Annotated in this window: 23 protein-coding genes; 9 read left to right on the forward strand and 14 right to left on the reverse strand. The window is 71.0% G+C overall.

All coding sequences use genetic code 11. The annotated features are described in order from the left end of the window. The first annotated feature begins 139 nt into the window (after nucleotides 1-139). Nucleotides 140-1,078, forward strand: coding sequence for a YDG/SRA domain-containing protein (locus OE229_RS09330; protein ID WP_262137602.1), 939 nt, complete (start codon nucleotides 140-142; stop codon nucleotides 1,076-1,078). A 527-nt stretch (nucleotides 1,079-1,605) separates the two neighbouring features. Here OE229_RS09330 and OE229_RS09335 read toward each other — a convergent pair. The 9 genes from OE229_RS09335 to OE229_RS09375 all read right to left on the reverse strand — a co-directional run bounded on the left by OE229_RS09335 (nucleotide 1,606) and on the right by OE229_RS09375 (nucleotide 6,996). Next, on the reverse strand, nucleotides 1,606-1,848 hold the full coding sequence (locus OE229_RS09335) for a hypothetical protein (protein WP_262137604.1): 243 nt from the start codon (nucleotides 1,846-1,848) through the stop codon (nucleotides 1,606-1,608). Beyond that, entirely contained in the window at nucleotides 1,845-2,177 is a 333-nt protein-coding gene (locus OE229_RS09340) for a DUF7224 domain-containing protein (RefSeq protein ID WP_262137606.1), read from the reverse strand. Before OE229_RS09340 ends, OE229_RS09335 begins: the two co-directional genes overlap by 4 nt. Then, nucleotides 2,174-3,043 (reverse strand): hypothetical protein, encoded by an 870-nt coding sequence (locus OE229_RS09345; RefSeq protein WP_262137608.1) that lies wholly within the window; start codon nucleotides 3,041-3,043, stop codon nucleotides 2,174-2,176. Before OE229_RS09345 ends, OE229_RS09340 begins: the two co-directional genes overlap by 4 nt. Further along, on the reverse strand, nucleotides 3,043-3,786 hold the full coding sequence (locus tag OE229_RS09350; RefSeq protein ID WP_262137611.1) for an ATP-binding cassette domain-containing protein: 744 nt from the start codon (nucleotides 3,784-3,786) through the stop codon (nucleotides 3,043-3,045). Before OE229_RS09350 ends, OE229_RS09345 begins: the two co-directional genes overlap by 1 nt. 87 nt (nucleotides 3,787-3,873) lie before the next feature. Continuing rightward, on the reverse strand, nucleotides 3,874-4,476 hold the full coding sequence (locus OE229_RS09355) for a hypothetical protein (protein ID WP_262137613.1): 603 nt from the start codon (nucleotides 4,474-4,476) through the stop codon (nucleotides 3,874-3,876). Next, nucleotides 4,473-5,075 carry a hypothetical protein gene (locus OE229_RS09360; RefSeq protein ID WP_262137615.1) on the reverse strand — a complete coding sequence of 201 codons (603 nt, stop codon included), beginning with the start codon at nucleotides 5,073-5,075 and terminating at the stop codon, nucleotides 4,473-4,475. Before OE229_RS09360 ends, OE229_RS09355 begins: the two co-directional genes overlap by 4 nt. A 103-nt stretch (nucleotides 5,076-5,178) precedes the next feature. After that, nucleotides 5,179-5,658, reverse strand: a complete 480-nt coding sequence (locus OE229_RS09365; protein ID WP_262137617.1) for a DUF4395 domain-containing protein — start codon at nucleotides 5,656-5,658, stop codon at nucleotides 5,179-5,181. Continuing rightward, a complete protein-coding gene (locus tag OE229_RS09370) occupies nucleotides 5,655-6,152 on the reverse strand; it encodes a TlpA family protein disulfide reductase (protein WP_262137619.1) in 498 nt (165 codons plus the stop codon). The genes OE229_RS09365 and OE229_RS09370 overlap by 4 nt, the downstream gene beginning before the upstream one ends. Nucleotides 6,153-6,243: 91 nt before the next feature. Next, on the reverse strand, nucleotides 6,244-6,996 hold the full coding sequence (locus OE229_RS09375) for a hypothetical protein (RefSeq protein ID WP_262137621.1): 753 nt from the start codon (nucleotides 6,994-6,996) through the stop codon (nucleotides 6,244-6,246). A 91-nt stretch (nucleotides 6,997-7,087) separates the two neighbouring features. Between OE229_RS09375 and OE229_RS09380 the strand changes: the two genes are divergently transcribed. From OE229_RS09380 to OE229_RS09395, 4 genes are all read left to right on the forward strand, one after another. Beyond that, nucleotides 7,088-7,306, forward strand: coding sequence for a DUF1653 domain-containing protein (locus OE229_RS09380; RefSeq protein ID WP_262137624.1), 219 nt, complete (start codon nucleotides 7,088-7,090; stop codon nucleotides 7,304-7,306). Between the two features lie 68 nt (nucleotides 7,307-7,374). Beyond that, nucleotides 7,375-10,884, forward strand: a complete 3,510-nt coding sequence (locus OE229_RS09385; protein WP_262137626.1) for a TM0106 family RecB-like putative nuclease — start codon at nucleotides 7,375-7,377, stop codon at nucleotides 10,882-10,884. 17 nt (nucleotides 10,885-10,901) lie between these two features. Continuing rightward, nucleotides 10,902-11,282, forward strand: coding sequence for a hypothetical protein (locus OE229_RS09390; protein ID WP_262137628.1), 381 nt, complete (start codon nucleotides 10,902-10,904; stop codon nucleotides 11,280-11,282). A 148-nt stretch (nucleotides 11,283-11,430) separates the two neighbouring features. After that, nucleotides 11,431-12,288, forward strand: coding sequence for a nuclease-related domain-containing protein (locus OE229_RS09395; RefSeq protein ID WP_262137630.1), 858 nt, complete (start codon nucleotides 11,431-11,433; stop codon nucleotides 12,286-12,288). Between the two features lie 32 nt (nucleotides 12,289-12,320). On the opposite strand, the gene OE229_RS09400 is transcribed toward OE229_RS09395, so the two are convergent. The 3 genes from OE229_RS09400 to OE229_RS09410 all read right to left on the reverse strand — a co-directional run bounded on the left by OE229_RS09400 (nucleotide 12,321) and on the right by OE229_RS09410 (nucleotide 17,098). Continuing rightward, complete coding sequence (locus OE229_RS09400) at nucleotides 12,321-12,737, reverse strand: SseB family protein (protein WP_263344383.1); 417 nt, start codon at nucleotides 12,735-12,737, stop codon at nucleotides 12,321-12,323. Nucleotides 12,738-12,801: 64 nt separating this feature from the next. Continuing rightward, nucleotides 12,802-13,593, reverse strand: coding sequence for an HNH endonuclease family protein (locus OE229_RS09405; RefSeq protein WP_259362883.1), 792 nt, complete (start codon nucleotides 13,591-13,593; stop codon nucleotides 12,802-12,804). Between the two features lie 85 nt (nucleotides 13,594-13,678). After that, the gene (locus tag OE229_RS09410) at nucleotides 13,679-17,098 is read right to left on the reverse strand and encodes a DEAD/DEAH box helicase (RefSeq protein ID WP_262137634.1); all 3,420 of its coding nucleotides are present in this window, start codon (nucleotides 17,096-17,098) and stop codon (nucleotides 13,679-13,681) included. Nucleotides 17,099-17,533: 435 nt separating this feature from the next. On the opposite strand from OE229_RS09410, the gene OE229_RS09415 reads away from it, so the two are divergent. Beyond that, nucleotides 17,534-18,517, forward strand: a complete 984-nt coding sequence (locus tag OE229_RS09415) for an AraC family transcriptional regulator (RefSeq protein ID WP_182065572.1) — start codon at nucleotides 17,534-17,536, stop codon at nucleotides 18,515-18,517. A gap of 54 nt (nucleotides 18,518-18,571) precedes the next feature. On the opposite strand, the gene OE229_RS09420 is transcribed toward OE229_RS09415, so the two are convergent. Then, on the reverse strand, nucleotides 18,572-19,984 hold the full coding sequence (locus tag OE229_RS09420; RefSeq protein ID WP_259577467.1) for an amino acid permease: 1,413 nt from the start codon (nucleotides 19,982-19,984) through the stop codon (nucleotides 18,572-18,574). A gap of 76 nt (nucleotides 19,985-20,060) precedes the next feature. Between OE229_RS09420 and OE229_RS09425 the strand changes: the two genes are divergently transcribed. Then, nucleotides 20,061-20,561 (forward strand): DUF427 domain-containing protein, encoded by a 501-nt coding sequence (locus tag OE229_RS09425; RefSeq protein ID WP_262137636.1) that lies wholly within the window; start codon nucleotides 20,061-20,063, stop codon nucleotides 20,559-20,561. Nucleotides 20,562-20,654: 93 nt separating this feature from the next. Here the strand turns inward: OE229_RS09425 and OE229_RS09430 are convergent, their stop codons facing one another. Further along, a complete protein-coding gene (locus tag OE229_RS09430; RefSeq protein WP_182065569.1) occupies nucleotides 20,655-20,987 on the reverse strand; it encodes a hypothetical protein in 333 nt (110 codons plus the stop codon). Between the two features lie 90 nt (nucleotides 20,988-21,077). Between OE229_RS09430 and OE229_RS09435 the strand changes: the two genes are divergently transcribed. Continuing rightward, on the forward strand, nucleotides 21,078-21,458 hold the full coding sequence (locus OE229_RS09435; RefSeq protein WP_027465186.1) for a DoxX family protein: 381 nt from the start codon (nucleotides 21,078-21,080) through the stop codon (nucleotides 21,456-21,458). Between the two features lie 161 nt (nucleotides 21,459-21,619). Beyond that, a complete protein-coding gene (locus OE229_RS09440; RefSeq protein ID WP_182065567.1) occupies nucleotides 21,620-21,940 on the forward strand; it encodes a hypothetical protein in 321 nt (106 codons plus the stop codon). Nucleotides 21,941-21,978: the final 38 nt, after the last annotated feature.

Raw genomic sequence — 21,978 nt, forward strand, 5'->3', positions numbered from 1 at the left:
CTCCCCGAACGTCCCGGTACCGACTCATCCTCTGTCGTGAGCAACCGTCAAGGGAGCACCCGTTCTGGGGCTTGTGTGCGCTCGCTCTGTCTCGGAAGTGTGCCCTAGCGTTCCCATAACGAGGGGAATGGGAATGGGAATGGTCTGGGACATCCCGATCGGAACGAGCATCGGTCGTCGTGAGCTGCACAACCGTCTCGGTGGCGGGAGCTGGCAGGACGGCATCACACGCGTCGCATCGACGGACGAGATGCTCGTCTTCACCAATGACGGCGGAGGGGAGCACGGCTACGAGGTGCACGAAGGTCTCCGGAGCGACGAGGTGTTCCGGTACACGGGGCAGGGGCAGAGCGGCGATCAGAAGCTGACACGCAACAACAAGGCGCTCGCTGATTCTGAGGAGCTCGGCCGCTCGATCCGCGTGTTCCGCGGTCAGGGCACCGTGACCTACGTCGGCAGCTTCGCGCTCGCTGATCCGCCGTACACCTGGGAGCGGTTCCCCGGGACAGGCTCGTCCCCTGAACGGGACGGCTTGGTGTTCAACCTCGTCGCCGTCGACGCGGACACGTCGCTCTTACCCGCGCTCATCGTCGAGGTGGGCGCCGCTTCGAGCCGAGGGCCCGAGACTCCGGCGCCTCCGGCCACGACTGCCTGGCAGCCGCTCGACTTCAGCGAGTACCAGGTGCGCCGGGTCGACGAAGGCGAGTCGGAGCGGTCCGTCTCCCGTCGCGAGTTCGAGCTGCAGACGCGCTTCGGCGAATGGCTCCGTGCTCGCGGTGAGGACGTGCAGGTGCTGCGTCTCACCGAGGAAGGGGTGACGATCGTGCCTGACCTGTACGTCCCGACGTTGAACCAGGTCGTCGAGGCGAAGAAGTCGACCGCTCGCGCCTACGTCCGAACGGCGATCGGGCAGGCACTCGACTACGCCGCGGTCGCGCGACGTCGCGGTCTGTCGGTGACCCCGGCCGTCCTCCTGCCGTCCGAACCGAGTTCTTCGATGGTGGAGCTCTGCACCTCGGTCGGGATCACCGTGTGGTGGCCGAGCTCGAGTGGTGACTTCCGAGAGATCAGGCCGTAGCCGGGTCCGGCGGTCAGCACCCGCACGGTCGGAAGATCGGGCGTGGCCCATCGGAGCGAGCCGGGGTCGGTGGGAGAGAGCCAGCGCAGCTCGTCGTGGTCGGTGCTCGACGTCGGCCCCGCCTCGACCCACGGGACAAGATACGTGGCGAGATCGATGTCGACGCTGCCCACACGGATGACGGAGCGGTCGATCAGTGCGCCTACGACTGCGTCGAGGCCGAGCTCTTCGTGGAGCTCTCGTCGGAGGCTCCCTCAGCGCACTCGCCCGGCTCCACTTTCCCGCCCGGGAACTCCAGATGGCCGGCTGCCCCGGTGTTCCTCGGCCGAACAGTGCTGCCACGAACAGGTAGAGCACGCCCGGCACGGATTGGTACCGGTCGCCGAGTACCGCTCGGCTGACCAGTGCGAGTGCGCAGAACGCGATCGTGTTCCGGGCGGTCGCGACCGCGGCCTCGGGTTCGGCGCCGATCGCGAGGCCGATGCTCGCGGTGGCCGTCACCAGCGCGACCACCGCGATGACGGTGGTCAGCTCGAGCAGGTCCGTCCGCCGTGTCGGAGCGGGAAGGGTGCGCGGGTGATCGAAGCACTCGTCGCGATGGCGATCACCAGCGGGAGCACGGCCGCGACGGGGATCAGCGCGAACGGTGCGCCGCCACCGAACGAGGGGAAGAACATGCCGATCGGGCCGAGCGCGATCGAGAGCACCGTCAGGGCGGTCGTGAGTCCGAGCAACGACAGGGTGCGGTGGACGCGCAGCCACCAGATCACGAGGACGGCACCGCGATGTGGCCGATCGAGCAATCCGTCAGCCGGTCGACCGTCGCGGTGACCCACGCGGCCTGAGCGGGGACCGGAGCACGACGGAGGGCTCGCAGAACGTCGGGGTCGTCCAGCTCGAGGGCGGGTTCCACGTGGTCGGCGTTCACGATGCCCTCGGCGGCGACGTCGATGAGCCACCGGTTGGCGACGGCGGCATCGTTGCGGCGTTCGGTGTCGTCCTCCTCGGTGCCGCAGTACGCCACCTCGGCGTCGCCGAGCATCGAGGTGGTGATGCTGTGCAGCAGGTCGGAGTCGTTCATCCGGACCTGGACGATCATGTCCAGGACGTCGGCCGTCGCCGGTGCGTTGCTTGCTCGGATGGTCGGCGGCAGCAGTCGTCACCGATCACCTGTGGACACCACTGGCCGTCGGTCTGCTGCTCCAGCTCGTCGCGGTCGCACTCATGAGTCGGGACACCTGGGGCGCTCCCGGTGGCCCGTCGCCCCTCGTCGGCCTCGCCTTCGCGGGGATCCTGTTCTTCCACAGCTGCATCGGATTCGCACTGGGGCGGTGGCTCCCGCCGGTGGCGTCCATCCCGCTGAGTCTGCTCGTCTCGTACAGCTGGCTCGGCTTCACCTGGTCGGTGGACTACTTCCCACTCCGGTACCTCGCCGGTCTCGTGATGGCCGACTGCTGCTCGGTCGAGACCGCGCTCGACATCCGGGCACCGGTCATTGCGACGGCGTTCAGTCTGCTCGCCGGGTGCAGTCTGCTCGTCATCGCGGTCGCTCGACGCTCGAGCGGTGACCGTGCACGCCGGTTCGGACTCCAGATCGGCGCGAGCTCGTTCGCCGTGGTCACCGTCGTCGCCCTGGCCGCCGGGTCCGGCCTCGCCGCAGCGCCGATCGTCGATCGTCCGCAAGCGCAGGCGATCTGCATCGGCGCAGCGCCGTGCACTGGGTCGGCTGCTGGACTCGATCACGGGCGCAGCCAGACGGAAGCGCTTCCCTTCCCAGGCGCCGGCCGTGGCCGCCACTCCGCACGAGAACACCAGGTAGATCGCGGAGCCGGCCATCGCCGCGGGCCAGTAGCCGGCGACGGTCGTCTCATCTGCGAACTGCACGCTGTAGGCGACGACGCCGAGCAGCCCAGGAATGAGGAGCCACACTGCTGCTCGGCTGCGCCACGGGATGATCGGGCGCATCAGTCGTCCTCACGCGTGAACCGCGCGTACGAAGCGGTGACCGCCTCGGCGGGCGAGAGGTCTGCGAACGGCTCGGTGAACGACGCGACCGAACCAGCGAACGGCACCCGGCCTTCGACGAGGACGGTCACGTGGTCGTAGGTCGCGGCGACGTCCTCGGTCTGGTGTGTCGAGACGACGACGGACACTTCCGTCGGCAGGTTCTGGATCACCCGAGCGAACCGCGCCCGCTGTGCCGGATCGAGTCCGGCCGTCGGTTCGTCGAGCAGGATCGACTGCGCGCCGGACACCAACGCGCCGGCAACGCCGAGCCGCCGGATCTGGCCGCCCGACAACGAGGTCGCTCGTGCGTCGGCACGGGTGGCGAGATCGACGGCGGTCAGCGCGGCCGTCGAGCGATCCCAGGCGTCGGCGCGCGACAAGCCCTTCAGCCAACCGCAGTACGCGACGTGCTCCCGTGTGGTCAAGCCGGGGAAGGAGCCGCTCCGCTGTGGAAGCCACGCGACGCCGCGGCGGTACCGTCGGCGGTCTCCGCGCGTCCCCGGTTCCCCCAGTCCCTCGATGCTGATCGTCCCGGCGCGGGGGCGGAGCGTGTCGGCGACGAGCCCGAGCAGGGTCGACTTGCCAGCGCCGTTCGGCCCGAGCAGGACGCTCGCTCCGGTCGGGAACACCGTCGACAACCCGGAGAGCACCGTGTGGTCCCGCCGATACCCGAAGGTCAGTTCGTCGATCTGTATGCCCACTGCGCCCCCTTGAAACCTTGTACTGGTGTTTCACCGTACAGGGTGGAGGATCGCCTCAGGGCTACGAGGTGCGGCAGGCCTCCTGAGTCAGCGCTGGCGGGCGGCTGCTTCGGTGGCCGCCTGCACGTAGCGTCGTGCAGCCCGGGTCTGACGCAGAATGACGGGGGACATGGCGGCAGCCACGACGAGGAGTGCTCCGCAGATGATGCGACTGAGGCCAGCTACGAACGAGTCGTCGTCGAACAGGTTCGGGATCTGCGGGCCAGCAATCCCCACGTAGAGCAGCAGGAACTGGCCGAGCGCGACCGGTTGGTAGGCGGCGCGGAGACGGGCGAGGTCGAATGCCCGTCGCGCGAGGTCGGAGTCGGCTGGTTCGATCGGGGTGCCGCTCGCGATCGCCTTCGCGAGCGTCTTCCGGCCGAAGCGTGAGAGCCCATCCATCGGCGCCTGCATGTCGGAGGATCGGCGGAGCGTCGTGGTGAGCATCGAGAAGGTGCCGAGAAGACCACCCACTCCTGCAGCGATGCCGACGATCGCGAGACTGGTCTGGAGCGCGCTGTCCTGCCGTGCGAAGAGCAACCCGCCGACCGCACCGAGGACCACACCGATCGTGACGATGACGGCGGTTCTGCGCCAGGCTCGGCGGGCAACGGCCTCGGGGGTGGCTGGCGCTTCCGACACGGCGGTCATGCGAGAGGGATCTCAGTAGTGCTGCGGCGTTCGTTCTCGGCAGTGGCGGCATCCGCGTAGCGCCGAGCTCGGCGGCCTCGGACGACCAGCAACGGCACGACGAACACCATTTCGATGACGAAGAGCGCGAGGAAGATCCGGCTGATGATCGCGTTGCCATCGCCGGTGACGACCCGGGCGAACTGGGGGGCTGCGGCTCCTGCGAACAGCAGGAGGTTCTGGACGAGGATCAGCCCGTTGAACGCGGCGGTCGCGCGGGCGAGGGTGAGCGCGCGGTGCCGCAGCTCCGGGCCCGCGTCGTCCGCGAGCGGAACACCCGAGCGGATGGCGCTCGTGATGATCTTGCGACGGTCTCTCGTCAGGTCCTCGGTCGCCTGCGTGATGATCGACGACGCGCGTGCACTGGTTGGGAGCAACGAGAGCATCCCGGCCATGCCGACCAGCACCGCGACGCACGTGAAGATCGCCAGGGCGACGGTCCAGGCGTCCTCGTCCCGCGAGGTTGCCCACCCTGCCACCGCTCCGGCGACCGCAGCGATCGACACGACCAGGGTGGTACGACGCCACGCGCGCCGGATGATTCGTTCGTCTTCCCCCACCCGCTCACCCTACGGGGCGGGGCAGAGCCGTGTTCTGGAGCCGAGCACCCGTCGGACGCTGGCGGTGTTGTCGAGGCGAGGCGGGCCTCCAGGCCGGACGCCGTCAGGCGACGCCGCGCCGCGGACGGAAGACGCCCGCGCGCACCAGCCACACGTAGAGCAGGCAGCCGATGCAGACGTCGAAGGCGGCGTTGAGGAACGCGGCGACCAGGGCGACCGCGGCTCCGATCGGGGCCGCGTACGGCACGCCGAGCAGGGCGAGAAGCAGGGCGACGGCGGTCACGAAGAGGCCGACCTGCTGGGCGAAGGTCGGCGGTTCCGGGGCCTCGAGTTCGGCGGGCGGGGCGAGGCGCGGGCGGACGACCCGTCGGAAGAGCGCGCCGTAGGGGTGTCGGCGGATGCCGGCGATGCCTCCGACGGCGAACAGCACGACGATGACCGCGAGCAGCACGATGCCGGCGACCTCCGTCTCGGGGATCAGCGTGAGGACGATCGTCGCGGCGAGGAGCACCGTGGTGATGGCTGCGCCGAAGCGTGGGGAGCGCGGGTCGATGCCGCGTTCGGTGTCGGTGTTGGTGGTCATCGGGACTCCTGGTTGCCGGTGGTGCCTGAGGTGTCTGTGCCGCGTGTGGTGTCTGTGCTGCCTGTGGTCAGGACGGCGTCGAGGGCTGCGGCGAGCTCGGGCGGGCGGGGTGGGCCTCCGAAGCGGGTGCGAATCGTGCGGTCGGCGTCGAGCAGCAGGACCGTCGGCGTCTGCATCACGTCGAAGCGACGAGCGAGTTCGGGGTGCTCGGCGAGGTCAATCTCGATGCGTCGGACGCCCTCGTGCTGGTCTGCGACAGCGTCGAGCTGGCGCCGGGTGGCCGGGCACCGCGCACAGGTCGGCGTGGAGAACTGGACGAACGTGGCGGCAGTGCCGTAATCGGTGTCGAGCGCGAGGCCGTCTGCGTCCTGCCTCGTCGACGCGCCGGTCCCCGCCGATCGGGCTCGACCGGTCCGGTGGCGGAGCAGGAGACCGAGGACCGTGGTGAGCGCGAGGACCCCCACGAGCACGGCCACTGCGGTTCCGACGGTCACACGGCGACGGTACGCCCGGGCGACGAACTGCTGTCGAACGTGACCGGATGTGACGCCGAAGTGTGCGCGTCGCGCCGGGCTCGGCGGGGGCTCAGTCCTCGGGGAGCGTGCGGACCCACTGCTCGAACGCGGCGGCGTCGTCGTCGCTGAAGACGGCGGAAGGCCGCGACTCGTCCTTCGCCGAGTGCAGGAACAGCGTGCCGTCGGCCATCCCCGGCGTCGCGTCGTCGAGGATCGACGACTTCGCCGCGACACCCTTCCTGGCGAGGAAGGTCAGCTGTTCGCCGTTCGTCGATTCTGCGATCGCCGCTTCCCCGTCGAAGAACGAGGCAAGCTCCATCACCAGGAAGGCGGTGACCCCGTCCTGCGTGGTGAGGGCCACGGCTGGCTTCGTCCGACTCTTGCCGATGCGGTGCTCGACGGCCGTGGCCGTGACTTCCGAGCCGGTCCACGGTCGCACCTCGGTCAGGGGGACCCTGGCGGCGACCCGCGCTGCGGGCCGTTTCCGCGGGAGGGAGGCCTGGAACAGCAACGTCCCGATCACGACCGCGAGGAACCAGGCGTACGGCGAGAACGTCTTCGTCGCGATGAGGACGAGGAAGCCACCGAGGAACCCCGCCGCGACCAGGTTCGGCCACCACCCCGACTCCTGACGCAGGCCGAGCGGCCAAACCACGGCGCCGTACACGAGTCCGACGACCGTGGGGACCCAGAAGGCCGAGGGGCGGATGGCGCCGGCGTGGAAGTGCAGCCAGATGTCCGCGCCCGCCATGACGACCGCCATGACGACGAAGAAGACGCGCTGTGCGCGACGGTCCCGCTCGCGAGTGCTCAGTGTGGTCATGTGGTTCCCCCGTGGTGCTCGTTCCCCGTGCTGCTCAGTCAAGCAGAACGCGCGGTCACGGTCCCACCGCTCGGGCCGTACCCTCGGTCGCGTGACTGACGACGTGACACCTGGCCGGTACCGACACTTCAAGGGCAACGACTACGAGGTGCTCCTGGTCGCCCGTGACGTCGAGACCGAGGAGCCGGTGGTCGTCTACCAGGCCCTGTACGGCGAGCACGGCCACTGGGTCCGTTCGCTCGCCGACTTCACGGCGCACGTCACCCGAGACGGCTACGACGGGCCGCGGTTCGTGCCGGTCGGCAGCTGACGGCCCGAGCAACCGGTGTCGGCGCCCGCCCCTAGGCTTTCAGCGCACCGGAGAGCAAGGGGGAGCGCATGCAGATCGGCGTCGACGGGCACGTGCTGCTCAGCCCGAGTGACCTGAGCACGTGGTCGGCCTGCGAGTGGGCGTTCCTCCGCCGCCTCGACGCCAAGCTCGGTCGCGGGGAAGCGCTGCCGGAGGCGCACGACGACATGCTCGAGCGCACGGCACGGCTGGGGGACCAGCACGAGCTCGACTACCTCGACATCCTCAAGCAGACCCGCGACGTCGTCGAGTTCGCCCGCCCCGCCCCGCCGGACTACGCGCGCGCCGCAGCCGAAGCACAACAGGCCTTCGCCGACGGTGCCGACGTGCTGTACCAGCCGACGTTCCACGCAGCACCCTCGGTCGACGCGCCCGGCTTCATCGGCTTCGCGGACTTCATCATCCGGAACGACCGCGGCGAGTACGAGGTCTACGACACCAAGCTCGCCCGCCACGCCAAGATCAGCGCCCTGCTGCAGCTCGCCGCGTACGCCGAGCAGATGCAGGCGCACGGCATCCCCACCGGTGGGCAGGTGCACCTGGTGCTCGGCGACCGGACGACGACCACGCACGACCTCGCCGACATCGCGCCGGTGTACCGCACGCAGCGCGCCGAGCTGCAGCGGGTCATCGCCGAGCGCATCGCGGCAGACGAACCGCTGCGATGGGGCGACCCGCGCTACTCGAGCTGTGGCCGATGCGCTGTCTGCTCGACGCAGGTCGCCGAGCACCGTGACCTCGTCCTCGTCGCCGGCATGCGCCTCGACCAACGGGCCAAGCTGATCAAACACGAGGTGCGGACGATCGACGACCTGGCGGTCCGCACCCGGGCAGTACCGGGCTTGTCCCGCGCGACGCAGGATCGGCTGGTACGGCAGGCGAGCCTCCAGATCGAGTCGGAAGACGCCCGACGGAAGGGCGCCGACGGGCCGGGCCAGCCCGTCACGCCGCGCTTCGAGGTCCTCGACGCCCGCGCGCTCGACGCCATCCCGGCGCCCGACCCGGGCGACGTGTTCTTCGACTTCGAGGGCGACCCGCTGCACACCGAGGACGGCGTGCACTGGGGCCTCGACTACCTGTTCGGCCTGGTCGACGACCAGGCCGAGTTCACGGCGTTCTGGGCGCACACCATCCGCGATGAGCGGCAGGCGCTGGTCGACTTCCTCGCGTTCATCCAGGCGCGGCGCGAGCAGTACCCCGGCATGCACATCTACCACTACGCGGCCTACGAGCGGACGCACCTGCTGTCGCTCGCCGCCCGGCACGGCGTGGGCGAGGACGCCGTCGACGACCTGCTGCGCGCCGGGGTCCTGGTCGACCTGTACCCGATCGTCCGCAAGGCCCTGGTCGTCGGCAGCCACAGCTACTCCATCAAGAAGCTCGAACCGCTGTACATGGGGTCGGACCTGCGCGAGAGCGACGTCACGAACGCGGCGGACAGCATCACCGCCTACGTCGACGCGATCGAGGAACTCCGGAACGGTGACGCCGTCGAGGGGCAGCGGATGCTCGACCAGGTCGCCGACTACAACGCCTACGACTGCCGCTCGACCCTGCGCCTACGCGACTGGCTCCGCTCGCTGCGTACCGGGGACCCCGACGCGGCCGACCCGGCGCTCGAGCTCGAAGTCCCGCCGATCCCCGTCGAGCGCGAGCCGAACCCGGTGTACGTCGCCCTGGCCGCGCAACTCGCGGACGTCGATGCCCTCGACCGCACTCCCGACCAGACCGCGTTGGCGCTCGCCGCAGCCGCGATCGACTACCACCGCCGCGAGGCCAAGACCTTCTGGCAGGACCACTTCGACCGCCTGCGGAATCCGGTCGACGACTGGGCCGACACGCGTGACGTCCTGGTCGTGGAGCGTGCGTCGGTCGAGCGCGACTGGGACACGCTGCCGCGTGCACGCTCGCAGTCGCGGGAACTTCGGTTGTCGGGGACGCTCGCGCCCGGCTCGCGGCTCCGGCCTGGAGGCACGCCCCACCTCGTCTACGACGACCCACTCCCGCCGTCGGTCGTGTCTCCGGGCCCCGGGTCGAAGGGTGCTTCGGCGCGCGCCGTGATCGTGGACTTGTGGGACAACGGCGATGCGGTCGAGGTGCTCGTGAAAGAAGGACTGCCCGTCGGTGGCGAGCCGCACCACGAGTTCCCCGTGGCGCTCGCCCCGTCGGCACCGCCCCGTGCGAAGCCCCAGCCCGAGGCGATCGCGTGGTGGGGCCAGGCCGTCCTCGACGAGCTGCCCGAGATGCTGCCCGACCCCGCGCTCGACCTGCTGCGCCGTGTGCCTCCTCGTGGCCGGATCGTCCCGGTGCAGGGCGACGACACGGTGTCGGCCGTCGTGTCGACCCTGCTCGACCTCGACCACTCGTACCTGGCGATCCAGGGGCCTCCCGGCACGGGCAAGACCTACGTCGGCTCGAACGTCGTCGCCCGGCTCGTCCGCGAGTACGGCTGGCGCGTCGGGGTCGTCGGGCAGTCCCACGCGACGTCGGAGAACTTCCTGACCTCGGTCGTGAGCGCCGGCGTCCCCGCGGACCGGGTCGTGAAGGTGCCGAAGTCCGGTGCGACCGAGGACGAGCTCGACGCCGCCGCGTGGACGCCCGTGAAGAACGGTGCCGCCGTCGCCGTGTTCCTGTCATCGTGCGAGGCATCCGGCGCCGGCGGCGTGGTCGGCGGCACGGCGTGGACGTTCGCGAACGAGTCGACGATCGAGCGTCGTTCCCTCGACCTGCTCGTGGTCGACGAGGCCGGGCAGTTCTCCCTGGCCCCGACCATCGCATCGTCCGTCGCCGCGACCCGCCTCCTGCTGCTCGGGGACCCCCAGCAGCTGCCCCAGGTGTCGCAGGGCTCGCACCCCGAGCCCGTCGACGAGTCAGCGCTCGGCTGGCTCGCCGACGGCCAGCACGTCCTGCCGCCCGAGTTCGGGTACTTCCTCGCTCGCACCCGCCGCATGGAGCCCGCACTGACCGAGTCCGTCTCGGCCCTGTCCTACGACGGGCAACTGGCCTCGATGGTCTCCGGGCGGCACCTCGACGGCATCGACGCCGGCGTGCACCCCGTGCCGGTCGTGCACGCCGGCAACACGACGTCCTCTGCTGAAGAGGCCTCCCGGGTCGTCGCGCTCGTCGGTGACGTCGTCGGCCGCACGTGGACGGACGGCTCCGACACCCGCGCCCTGACCGACGAGGACGTCATCGTGGTCGCGCCGTACAACGCGCAGGGTGCACTGATCCGGCAGGAGCTCGATCGCGCTGGCTTCGCCGGCACCCAGGTCGGCACGGTCGACCTGTTCCAGGGCCGCGAAGCCGTCGTGTCGATCGTGTCCCTGGCGGCGTCGAGTGCGGCAGACATCCCGCGCGGCCTCGACTTCCTGCTCATGCCGAACCGGTTGAACGTGGCCATCTCGCGGGCGAAGTGGGCGGCGTACCTCGTGCACTCGCCCGCGCTGACCACGGGGCTGCCCCCGTCGATCTCCGGGCTCTCGCTGCTGTCCCGCTTCATCGAGCTCGTCGAGCCCCGCCCGCAGGCCGTCCGAGCCTGACCGCGAAGGCAAGGGACATGCTGGAGGACTGGGCGAGCCGCCCGTCGCCGTGGCGCTCTCGGGCATCGACGGCTGACCTCGTCGTGACCGTCTCGCTGTTCGTCGCGACGGCGCTGGCTGGGATCGCCGCTGTGCTCATCGGGTGGGTGTTCGCCGGACTGTCGCAGTACAGCTGTGACTGGGAGACGTCGACGCGTCCGTGCTCGCCGTGGGTCGCGTGGCTCCCCAGCCTGGTCGAGAGCATCGTGCTCGTCGTTGTCTTCGTCGGGGGCGCGGTCGTGGCCGCACGGGTTCGACGGACGAGGTCGCAGGGATGGGCGGTCGCCGTCAGCACCGCGACCGTCATGGCGATCGTGGTCTCCGTGACCTGGGTGGTCGTCGCGGAGCACACCGGGTGAGTCAGCGCTGCGTGACGGTTCTGGTTCGCGAACCCCGGGGATCATGAACCAGAACCGTCAACCGCACGAAACCATGGACCCACCCGCCGCGCCGTGACGCCAGAACGAGGGCTGGCCGGACCAGACGTCGTCCTGGAACGGTGGAGGCATGGGGGAGCACACGATCACCGCGGACCGTCCGAGCCCGAAGGGAACGGCGCCGCTGACACTCCGCGCCCGTAAGCCCGGGTACGCCGTGATGCAGCAGTGTCTCGCGATCCAGGCCGAGGGCCGCGCGCTGACGACCTGGCAGCGGTTCTGGGGGCACGACCCGCTCCGGCCGGAAGCCCGTTCGTGGTTCAAGGGAGCGATCGGCGAGCGGCATGTCGCGGCCCAGCTCGAGGCACTCGGCCCGGACTGCACGGTCCTGCACGCTGTCCCGGTCGGGAAGGGCAGCACGGACATCGATCACGTCGTCGTCGGTCCGACCGGTGTCTTCTCGATCAACACGAAGAACCACTCCGGTCACGCGGTCTGGGCGGGCGGACGCACACTGATGGTGAACGGCCAGCGGACGCCGCACCTGCACCGCGCGCTGGCCGAGGGGGAGCGTGCGACTGCCCTGCTGTCGGCCGCAGCGGGCGGTCCGATCCTCGTGCAGCCGATCCTGGTGGTCGAGGCCGCCGAACTCCGGTTCGGCAAGAAGCCGCCGGCAGCCGTGATCCTCGAGCCCGAGCGTCTGGGCAGCTGGATCCGCGGGCTTCCCCGCGTGCACTCCGACGAAGCCGTGCGCTTCCTGTCGATGCTGGCGGAGGAACGGCGTACCTGGCACGTCGACGCCGTCGTCATCGACGACACACTCCGCCACGTCCAGCGCTTCGAGCGACTCGAACGCGAGATCGCCGGAGCTCGCTCCCGCCGCAGCCTCATGCGTCGGGCTCGGGTCCTCGCGGTCCTGGCCGTTCCGGCGGGCGGTCTGCTCGGGTACTGGTGGGCCGTCGCAGCCGCGGCGATGGCGGCTGCCTGACGACGATCGCGCCGAGCCTCTGACGGAGCGGGTCAGTCGTCGCTGGTCGGGACACCGCTCTGCATCTGCGCCCGCATCTGGGCGAGGACGTCGGCGTGCAGGAAGTTCGCTTCGGCAGCACTCGTCGGGTCGACCACGATGCCGAACTCCTCGGGCAGCGCGGACACGAGCTCGGACATCGGCACGGGACGCCCCTCGGCCTCGGGCAGACCGGCGGCGAGTTCGGCCGGGTCGGTGAAGACGGGCACGAACGGCTTGTCCCGGATCATGACGTGGGCGACGCTGCCGGCCTCCGGGGTGCCCGCCGGCTTCCAGGGGACCCACGCCGCGCTGCGCAGGAAGCCCGCGGGCGAGGCAGCCATCCTCCGTCGCAGTTCGGCGGCCGCGGTCGGCGGGGCCTTGTCGACGCCGCGGCCGAAGGCTGATCCGTTGGTCTGATCGCTACTCACACCAGCCATGCTGTCACGGTCGTCGGACACGGCGGGCCGAGCCGTGCCTCCAGGGGTGCCAGCGTCAGCAGGCGTCCAGCACCCGCACCATCGCGTCCCGCTCCGCCGGAGCCACCCACAGGCGGTACTTCGCCTTCACCGTGACCTGGTGCTCGATGTAGGTGCAGCGGAACGCCTTGTTCGCGGGCAGCCAGGTCGCCGCGTCGCCGGAGCCCTTCTGCGAGTTCGACCGGCCGTCGACGGCGAACAGGTTCACCGGGTCGTTCGCCAGCGCCTGCCGTTCGGCTTCGGTGAGCCGCTGGGCTCCGGTGCGCCAGGCGTTCTCGAGCGCGACGACGTGGTCGATCTGCACGAGCGTCGAGGTCGTGTTGCCGCGGACGAAGTCGACGGTCGCCCCGGTGTACGGCGAGACGAGGGTGCCCGTGAGGACCTTGCAGCGGCCCTCGCGGGTGATGTCGGCGAGGTCGCGGGCGAGGACGTCGTTCCGGGTGTCGCACCCGTTGTGGTCGACGTCGAGCCAGGCGCTGCCGAAGTCGCCGGTGCGGTCGTAGCCGGTGCCGGCCGCCTTGCCCTTGACGGGCAGATCGGCGAGCTGGGTGCGTGCACGGACCGCGTCGGCGTCGGTTCCGCGGCTGACGGTCGGACTGGAGGCGGGGCTCGCCCCCGACGACGCCTGCTGCGGTCCGATCGTGGTCGTCTCCACGGCCGTGGGGCCGCCCGCCGCGGTCGTGCCCGCGGCGTCGGCGTCCGGGCCGAGGGCCCCGGTGGCGTCGAGGGCGTAGCCACCGACGGCGAGAGCCAGGACGACGAGGACGGAGGTCAGGGTGATGCGGCTGCGGCGTCGGCGGGACGTCATGCGGTGGGACTCCAGGTGGTGCGGGCGGAACGATGGTGCGGGGCGGAACGTGGTGTGCGGGTCGAACGGCGGCGCGGGCAGCGGCTCAGGTCAGCAGGGAGCGGATGTCGTCGGCGGTCAGATCGTCGGCGAACAGGGCGTCGTCGTCGATCATCGTGGCGAACAGCTCGGCCTTGCGGGCGGCGAGGGCGAGGACCTTCTCCTCGATGGTGTCCTCGGCGATGAACCGCTGGACGCTCACCGAGCGGGTCTGCCCGATGCGGTGCGTGCGGTCGACGGCCTGGGACTCGGCGGCGGGGTTCCACCACGGGTCGAGCACGAACACGGTGTCCGCCTCGGTCAGGGTGAGCCCGAACCCGCCGGCCTTCAACGAGATGAGGAACGCCGGGGCGGTGCCCTGCCGGAAGCGCTCGATGACCTCGGGGCGCTTGCGCGTGGAGCCGTCGAGGTACTCGTAGCCGATGCCACGGGCGTCGAGGGCGTCGGACACCATCCGCAGGAACGAGGTGAACTGGCTGAACACCAGGGCGCGACGGCCCTCTGCCGCGAGTTGTTCGAGTTCGTCGAGCAGCAGGTCGAGCTTGGCGGAGGGGATCGGCGTCGCCGGCGACAGGGGCGAGTCCGATGACGCCGACCCGGACACCCCGGACGACACCAGCGCCGGCGACAGTGCGAGCATCCGCAGCAGCGTCAGCGACCGGAACACGATCATCCGGTTCTTCGACAGGTCGTCGATGAGGTCGAGGACCTTCAGGCGCTCCCGGTTGAGCGTGCGCTCGTACAGCTCGCGGTGCGCGGGGTCGAGCGTGACCCGGACCACCTGCTCCTGCTTCGGCGGCAGGTCGGCCGCGACGGCTTCCTTGGTGCGCCGGAGCATGAGCGGCCGGATCCGTCGGCGCAGTCGCCCCGTGAGCTCCTGCCGGGCCTCGCCGCGCAGGTCTGGGGAGGCGAGGGGCTTGACGTAGTCGTCGCCGAACCGGGTCCAGGTGGACAGCAGCCCGGGCGCGACGATGTGGAACAGCGCCCACAGGTCGGTCAGGCCGTTCTCGAGCGGTGTGCCGGTGATCGCGAACTTCACCGGTGCCTGCAGCTCCGACGCCACGCGGTGGGTCTGGGACTGCGGGTTCTTCACGAACTGGGCCTCGTCGAGCACCAGCGCCGACCACGGCAGATCGGTCCAGGCGCGGGCGTCGAGCCGGAGCAGCGCGTACGAGGTGACGACGACGTCCGACGCAGCGGCGGTCCGGGCGACGAGCCCCGGGTCCTTCAGCGACGTCGAGGTCACCGTCGCGACCCGCAGCGACGGCACGAACTTCGCCGCCTCGGCCGCCCAGTTGCCGACGACCGAGGTCGGCGCGACGACGAGGAACGGGGGAGCGTCGGGCTCCGCGGCACGACGGGCGGCGACCATCGCCAGCACCTGCAGCGTCTTGCCGAGCCCCATGTCGTCGGCGAGCACCCCGCCGATGCCGTGCGTCACCAGGAACGACAGCCACGCGTACCCGGCGTGCTGGTACGGCCGCAGGTCGGCGTGCACGGTGTCCGGCACGGGGACGTCCCCCGGGGGAGTCGCCCCGAGCAGCCCCGAGGCGATCGCCTGCCACCGCTCGTCGTGCGAGGTCTCGTCGGCCAGCAGGTCGAACTCCGACCACAGCCCGGCGTGCAGCGGGGTCACGGCGATGGGCTGGTCGGGCTCCCACTCGTCCAGGTCGCGGGCCTCGTCGATGAGCTCCTTGAGCCGGTCGAACGCGGGGTCGGCCAGTGACAGGTACGAGTTGTCGACGAGCTTCAACCGGCGCTGCCGGCTCGCGAGGGCGGTGAGCAGCGGCGTGAACGGGATCTGCTTGCCGTTGACGCTGACGATGATGCCGAGGTCGAACCAGTCGTGCTTGTCCGACGGCATCGTCGTCACGCGGATGTGCGGCCGCCCGCTCAACCGCTCGTAGTCGAGCCGCTCGCCCTGCACGACGGTGCGGACGTCGAGCGACGGCAGCTCGGGCAGGAACTCGTTCGCGAAGACCGCGACGTCAGCTCCGTCGATGGTGCCGTCCTGGAACCAGTCCAGTCCGCCACCCGGTCCCGCAGGGCGCTCGGGAGTCCCGGCCCGCGTCGCGTCGTCGGCCTGCGTCGTCGCCGTGGTCGGCTCCACCGCCGCGGCCGGGTCCGCGACGGGACCGCCGGCCGGGTCGTCGGCCGCACGGAGCCCGGAGAGGTCGGGGAGCGGGCCGTGCAGGGACACCGGGTCCTTCCGACCGTCGACGTGCCAGCGCCAGTGCAGGTGCACGCGGTCGTCGGTGCGCGGCGCCCGTGCCGGTTCGAACGTCGCGGTGAGCACGAGCTCGGGCGGGGTGCGCTCGGGCAGCTCCACCGAGCCGTCGGAGCTGACCAGCCCGAGGGCTCCGCGCAGCCGTGGCGACCAGTCGGCCAGGAACTCGTCGACCTCGGCGGTCGGCACCGTGATCCGGGTGCCCTCCAGGAGCATGCGGCGCTGGTCCTCGGGCACCGGTGCCGGGGTCGGGGCAACGGCGACGGCGAACTCGGGGCTCTCGCGGAACACGTAGACGCCGTGGTCGCCGATCATGCGCGCTGCACCGGGCGGCACGGGGCGGCCGTCGAGCACGGCACTCGCGCCGATCACCACGGCGTCGTAGTGCCGGGCGACGTCGAGCAGCACCTGGGCCTGCGTGCCGAGCACCGCCCCGCCCTCGCGCTTGCCGGTGACGAACGCGATGTCGAGCGCCGCGGCCTGCTGCAGGAGCGGCCAGAGCAGGGGGCTCCGGAAGTCGTCGAGGTGCAGCCAGTCGCTCTCACCCGGCAGGCCCGCGAGCTGCCCGGCGCGGTGCAGGGCGGCGAGCTGCAGGAACCAGGCGTGCTGCTCGGCACCGACGCCGAGCCGGTTCTGCGAGTAGGGGAGCGTGCCCCAGGTCAGCTGCCCGCGCACCCAGTTGCCGGCGTCGCTGCGGGTCACCGGCCGGACCCCGAGCCGCACACTGCGGGACGGTGCCGGCAGGGCACGGCCGGCGGCACGGGCTCGCGAGGCGAGCTTGGCGGGGACCGCGTCACGCAACTCGAACTGCAGCCCCATCCGGGTGCCCTGCGGGGTGGGCGCCCGCTCGTCGTCACCGGCGAGGCGGGCGAGGTCGTGCCTCCAGTCCGAGGGCGGCGGAGCCGGCGTCTCCGGGCGTGGGCCGGCGTTCGCGGCGAGGGCACGGGCGTTGATGGTGAGGAGCGCGGCCGCGACGTGCTTGCAGTCGCCGCCGAGCGGGCAGCTGCAGGTGCTGCGGACAGGGCGGACGAAGTCGCCGCGCGCCGGGGTGGTGTCGACGCGGAGTTCGTACGGGTCGTCGGCGGTGCCGGACACGACCGCGGTGACCGTGCCGTCGTGGTCGTGCCAGGTGGCGTCGTCCACCAGTCCGGCGCGGACGACGTCGCGTGCGCGACCGAAGGTCTGCGGCCCGACGAAGCGGATGACGTCCACGGCGTCGATCATCGGGGCAGCAGGCACGGGACCATCGTGCCAGTCACCACCGACGATCCCCGCCGCCACCCTGTGCGACGAACATCTGACAGGACTACCGTCCAGATCGGAGCGCGACGACCGCGGTCCACGGAACCGATTGGAAACGCATGCCGGACCGACTGCGGTGGGTACGCGACTCAGCCGACCACTGGAACGGGTGGATCGACGCGGAGGTCGTGTGCGACATCACCCGGACCGACACGTACACGGTCGATTCTCCGGACCATTCGCTGACCGGCGGGCACTCGTCCTTCGAGAGCGCGGCGGCACAGGTGCACGGCTGGGTTCGCTGGACCGGCCGTTAGGCCGCGGAACGCAACCCGGTTGTACGACCACCGGTCGCTCCCTAGCGTGAGAGGGCAGACCGGGGGCAGCCGGAGGTGACCACACCGCTCTGCTCGATCAGGGAGAGGTGTGCACATGACCGACACGACGGAGTCTCGGACCCCCGCTCACCCGCCCCGTCAGCCGCGCTCGCTCGTCGCCGTGTCCGGGCAGGACACCGACGAGGCCATCAGTTCGCTCGCCGGCATGTACGCGGGCAAGGCCTGGTACTCCCGCGCACTCGACCAGGACTACTGGTTCAAGTACGTCGGCGTCGGTGACGAGCGCCTCAGCATCCGCCGGTCGCAGATGCACGGGTACCTGCGGGGCGACGTCGCCACCGAGGGCGAGGTCGTCGTGCAGTGGCTGGAACGCGGCGAGGCCCGCGTCGACGTCGGCCGCGACGAGGTCCGCATGCGGCCCGGCGTGCCGACGATGTTCCCGGTCGAGCGCCGGTTCGAGATGGAGTACCAGGACTGGGACCAGCGCCTGGTGCACCTGCGTCGTGACCTGGTGCTCGACGTCGCCGCCGAGGACCACCTGGTCGACGGCACCATGGCGTTCGACACCACGGCCGTGCCGGACCTCACCGCCGTCGGCCTGTGGCGGACCGCCGTGTCCGGCGCGCTCCGAGCACTGCGCGAGGAGGGCGAGGAGTCCCTCGCCTGGCACGAGGCGCAGCGCGACGTTGCCCGTGCCCTGTTCCGGATGTACCCACTGCAGGCCGACCGGTTCCCCGCCGGCTACGGCACCCGCAGTGACGGTCGGCTCCGGGCTGCGGTCGAGTTCATCCAGGCGCACGCCCACGAACCGCTCACCGTCGCCGACATCGCGCAAGCCGCGGGGCTGAGCATCCGCGGGATCCAGGAGTCGTTCCAGCGGGCGTTCGAGCGCTCGCCGATGACGTACCTGCGCGAGGTGCGGCTCGGACGCGTGCACGAGGAGCTGCGGATCCTCGACCCGCACGCGACCTCGGTGGCGGACGTCGCCCGGCGCTGGGGGTTCGCGCACATGGGGCGGTTCGCCTCGGTGTACGCGAGCCGGTTCGGGGAGTACCCGCGGGAGACGTTGCGGCGCTGAGGGCGCGGGCGCTGCCGACGACGGCGTCGGCTGGGCATCGGCTGTCGCTGAGGTTCAGCCCTTCGCTGGCTCGGCCAGCTTGCTGTGCTTCCGCGAGTACCCGAAGTACACACCGAGCCCGATCGCGAACCAGATCGCGAACCGCACCCACGTCTCCCACTGCAGGAACGTGACGAGCCAGAGCGACGCGATGACGCCGATGATCGGGATCACGGGCATGAACGGCAGCCGGAACTGGCGGTCCAGGTCGGGCTGCCGGTAGCGCAGCACCACGACGGCCGAGCACACCACGACGAACGCGAGCAGGATGCCGATGTTCGTGAGCTCGGCGACGACACCGATCGGCAGGACACCGGCCAGGATCGCCGACGCGATGCCGAGGATCCAGGTCACCCGGGTCGGTACGTGCCGCTTCGGGTCGGTCTTCGCGAACCACTTCGGCATCAGGCCGTCGCGGCTCATCGAGAACCAGACACGCGAGGCGCCGAGCATGAACGTCACGAGCACCGTGACGATGCCGACGATGGCACCGATCGCGATGACGTTGGCGACACCGCCGAGCCCGACCGACGCGAACGCCGACGAGAAGCCCGAGGCGGGGTCGATGTCGGTGTACTTCTGCATCCCGGTGAGCACGAGGGTCGCCAGGACGTACAGCACCATCGAGATGCCGAGGGACAGCAGGATCGCCTTCGGCATGTGCTTGCGGGCGTCGGTGGACTCCTCGGCCGCGGTGGACATCGCGTCGTAGCCGAACACGGCGAAGAACACGGTGGCGGCACCGGTCATCACGCCGCCGAAGCCGAACGGGAAGTACGGGGAGTAGTTGGCGCTGTTGATGTGGAACACGCCGAGCACGACGATGAGCACGACGAGCGCCACCTTGATGCCGACGGCGACGAACTCGAACCGGGCGGCGCTCCGGATGCCGCGCGTGAGGACGAACGCGGTGAGCAGGCACAGGATGATCGCGAAGACGTCGATCACGTGGCCGTCACCGGTGCCGGGCGCGCCGAGCATCCACGCGGGCAGGTCGATGCCGAACTGTCCGACCAGGAACCCCACGTAGCCGGAGATGCCGATCGCGACCACCGCCACGATCGCCGTGTACTCGAGCAGCAGGTCCCAGCCGATGAACCACCCGACGATCTCGCCGAGCACCGCGTAGCCGTACGTGTACGCGCTGCCGGCCTTCGGGATGAGCCCCGCGAACTCGGCGTACGACAGGGCTGCGGCGGCGCTCGCGACCCCGGCGACCAGGAAGCTGATCAGCACCGCGGGCCCGGCGACGCCGTTCGCGACGGTGCCGGCGAGGGTGAAGATGCCGGCGCCGATGATGCCGCCGATGCCGATCGCGGTGAGCTGCCACAGGCCGAGGTGCCGTTTCAGGCCGCCCTCGCCCCCGGCCTCGTCATCGATGGTGTCGATGGGCTTCCGTCGGAACAGGGTGCGTGTCGTCGTCGTCACCCGCCCATGGTGCACCCGGCGGCGATCCCGCGCACGCACGCGGCCGGACCGCAGGCACCGGGCGTACACCTGGAGCATGCGTCACCCGAAGAGGACCGAGCCCGGCCCCGGCCAGGAGTCCGTCTGGGACTACCCCCGCCCACCCGCCGTCGAGCGGGTCACCGCCCGTGTCGTCGTCCGTCTCGGCGGCACGGTCGTCGCCGACACGACCGACGCCGTCCGCGTGCTCGAGACCTCGCACCCGCCGGTCTACTACCTGCCGATGGCCGACCTGGCCGAGGGTGCGCTCGTGAAGGCGTCCGGATCGAGCATGTGCGAGTTCAAGGGCCTGGCGCGCTACTTCGACGTCGTCGGCGGGGACGGGACGGTCGCGAGCCGTGCCGCCTGGAACTACCCGACACCGGTCCCCGGCTACGAATCGCTGCGCGAACGCGTCGCGATCTACCCGTCGGCGATGGACTCGTGCGAGGTCGGCGGCGAACGGGTCCGGGCGCAGGACGGCGACTTCTACGGCGGCTGGATCACGGCGGACATCGTCGGGCCGTTCAAGGGTGCGCCCGGCACGCTCGGCTGGTGACCCGGCTTCGTCAGGCGGGGCAGCCCTGACCCGGGCCGCCCCGTTCCGCGCGCGACGGGGCGGACCCGACCCGGGCCTCCCGGCCGGACGGCGTCAGCGGTAGGCGTACGGCGACCAGAACGGCGGCGGGAACGCACCGCCGGTCACGATCACGAGCACCTGCCAGACGAGCATGACGAGCCCGGTGCTCCCGATCACGATGCCGATCCACGACCACACCTGCACCGCGCGACGGCGACCCGCGATCCGGATCGCCCGCCAGCCGCTCAGCACGCACACCAGCCCGAACACCGCGCCGAGCAGCACGTGCCGCACGGTCGACTGCGCGGGCACGATGATGCCGAGGTAGAACGCGACCGGTCCGAGCAACACCGCGAAGGTCGCCGGGGCGGCCGGCGGTTCGTGGTCCCGAGCGACTGCTCCCATGGACGGCATGATAGCGAGTGAACCTCGCTTCGAGTGCGTCCAGGTCGCGCAGCGCGAGCACCCGACCGCGGGAACGGGCACCATGGAGGCATGCGTTCCTTCTTCCGCGTCCTGCTCGGCCTGGCCCTCGTCGTCGCGGGCACGAGCCACCTCACCTTCGCGCGCAAGGAGTTCACGGCGCAGGTGCCCGACTTCGTCCCCCTGGATGACGACACGACGGTGCTCGCGTCGGGCGTCGCCGAGATCACGCTCGGCTCGGCCCTGGTGCTCGCCCCGAAGCCGGCCCGCCGCTTCGTCGGCTCGGTCGCCGCGCTGTTCTTCACGGTGATCTTCCCCGGCAACCTGTCGCAGTGGGTCAACCGTCGCGACGCCTTCGGCCTGGACAGCGACGAGAAGCGCTTCGTCCGCCTGTTCGGCCAGCCCGTCCTCATCGCGCTCGCCCTCTGGTCGACGCGCGGCCGGCGCTCCTGATGGGCGCGCCCGCAGGACAGACCGGCCCGGCCACCGGAGCGGGTTCCGGGACGGGTCCTGGGGCGGGTCCTGCGTCGGGTCCCGATCCGCTCGGGTCCGGCCCGGCGCGCTTCGGTCGGGAGGCCCGGCACCCCCTGGCAGGTCGCGCTCGTGTCGCGGACGTGGTCACCTCCACCGCGCTGCTCGTCGTGCTGACGGTCGGTGCGTTGGCAGCGGGGTGGGGGATCAGGCTCATGTCGCTGGCGTTCGTGTCATGTGCGGCGCCCGGCAACACCTGCAACGAGACGCTGGGGGACTCGGTCGTCGTCGTGGGACCGATCGTCGTGGCGGCGGTGCTGGTCGCGACGATCGCGGTCTGCGTGCTGCGGCTCGTCCGGCGGCGGCTGACCTGGCCGGTGGTGCTCGTCGGCATGGCGGCGATCGTCGCGGTGTTCTTCGCCTCGCTGTTGCTCGTCGACAGCTCGGTCACGCACGGCATCTGAGGGACTCTTCCCGCACAGGCTGGGTTCGCGGAGCGGCT

This window comes from Curtobacterium poinsettiae, from assembly GCF_025677645.1.
GTDB classification, from domain to species: domain Bacteria; phylum Actinomycetota; class Actinomycetes; order Actinomycetales; family Microbacteriaceae; genus Curtobacterium; species Curtobacterium poinsettiae_A.

What these genes read in the sequence shown, in the direction of transcription:
- OE229_RS09435 (WP_027465186.1), top strand. Translation starts at nt 21,078, where the DNA reads ATGCGTTCCTTCTTCCGCGTCCTGCTCGGCCTGGCCCTCGTCGTCGCG.
- OE229_RS09340 (WP_262137606.1), bottom strand. Translation starts at nt 2,177, where the DNA reads ATGATCGTCCAGGTCCGGATGAACGACTCCGACCTGCTGCACAGCATC.
- OE229_RS09345 (WP_262137608.1), bottom strand. Translation starts at nt 3,043, where the DNA reads ATGCGCCCGATCATCCCGTGGCGCAGCCGAGCAGCAGTGTGGCTCCTC.
- OE229_RS09390 (WP_262137628.1), top strand. Translation starts at nt 10,902, where the DNA reads ATGCTGGAGGACTGGGCGAGCCGCCCGTCGCCGTGGCGCTCTCGGGCA.
- OE229_RS09355 (WP_262137613.1), bottom strand. Translation starts at nt 4,476, where the DNA reads ATGACCGCCGTGTCGGAAGCGCCAGCCACCCCCGAGGCCGTTGCCCGC.
- OE229_RS09415 (WP_182065572.1), top strand. Translation starts at nt 17,534, where the DNA reads ATGACCGACACGACGGAGTCTCGGACCCCCGCTCACCCGCCCCGTCAG.
- OE229_RS09365 (WP_262137617.1), bottom strand. Translation starts at nt 5,658, where the DNA reads ATGACCACCAACACCGACACCGAACGCGGCATCGACCCGCGCTCCCCA.
- OE229_RS09430 (WP_182065569.1), bottom strand. Translation starts at nt 20,987, where the DNA reads ATGGGAGCAGTCGCTCGGGACCACGAACCGCCGGCCGCCCCGGCGACC.
- OE229_RS09425 (WP_262137636.1), top strand. Translation starts at nt 20,061, where the DNA reads ATGCGTCACCCGAAGAGGACCGAGCCCGGCCCCGGCCAGGAGTCCGTC.
- OE229_RS09375 (WP_262137621.1), bottom strand. Translation starts at nt 6,996, where the DNA reads ATGACCACACTGAGCACTCGCGAGCGGGACCGTCGCGCACAGCGCGTC.
- OE229_RS09385 (WP_262137626.1), top strand. Translation starts at nt 7,375, where the DNA reads ATGCAGATCGGCGTCGACGGGCACGTGCTGCTCAGCCCGAGTGACCTG.
- OE229_RS09395 (WP_262137630.1), top strand. Translation starts at nt 11,431, where the DNA reads ATGGGGGAGCACACGATCACCGCGGACCGTCCGAGCCCGAAGGGAACG.
- OE229_RS09405 (WP_259362883.1), bottom strand. Translation starts at nt 13,593, where the DNA reads ATGACGTCCCGCCGACGCCGCAGCCGCATCACCCTGACCTCCGTCCTC.
- OE229_RS09330 (WP_262137602.1), top strand. Translation starts at nt 140, where the DNA reads ATGGTCTGGGACATCCCGATCGGAACGAGCATCGGTCGTCGTGAGCTG.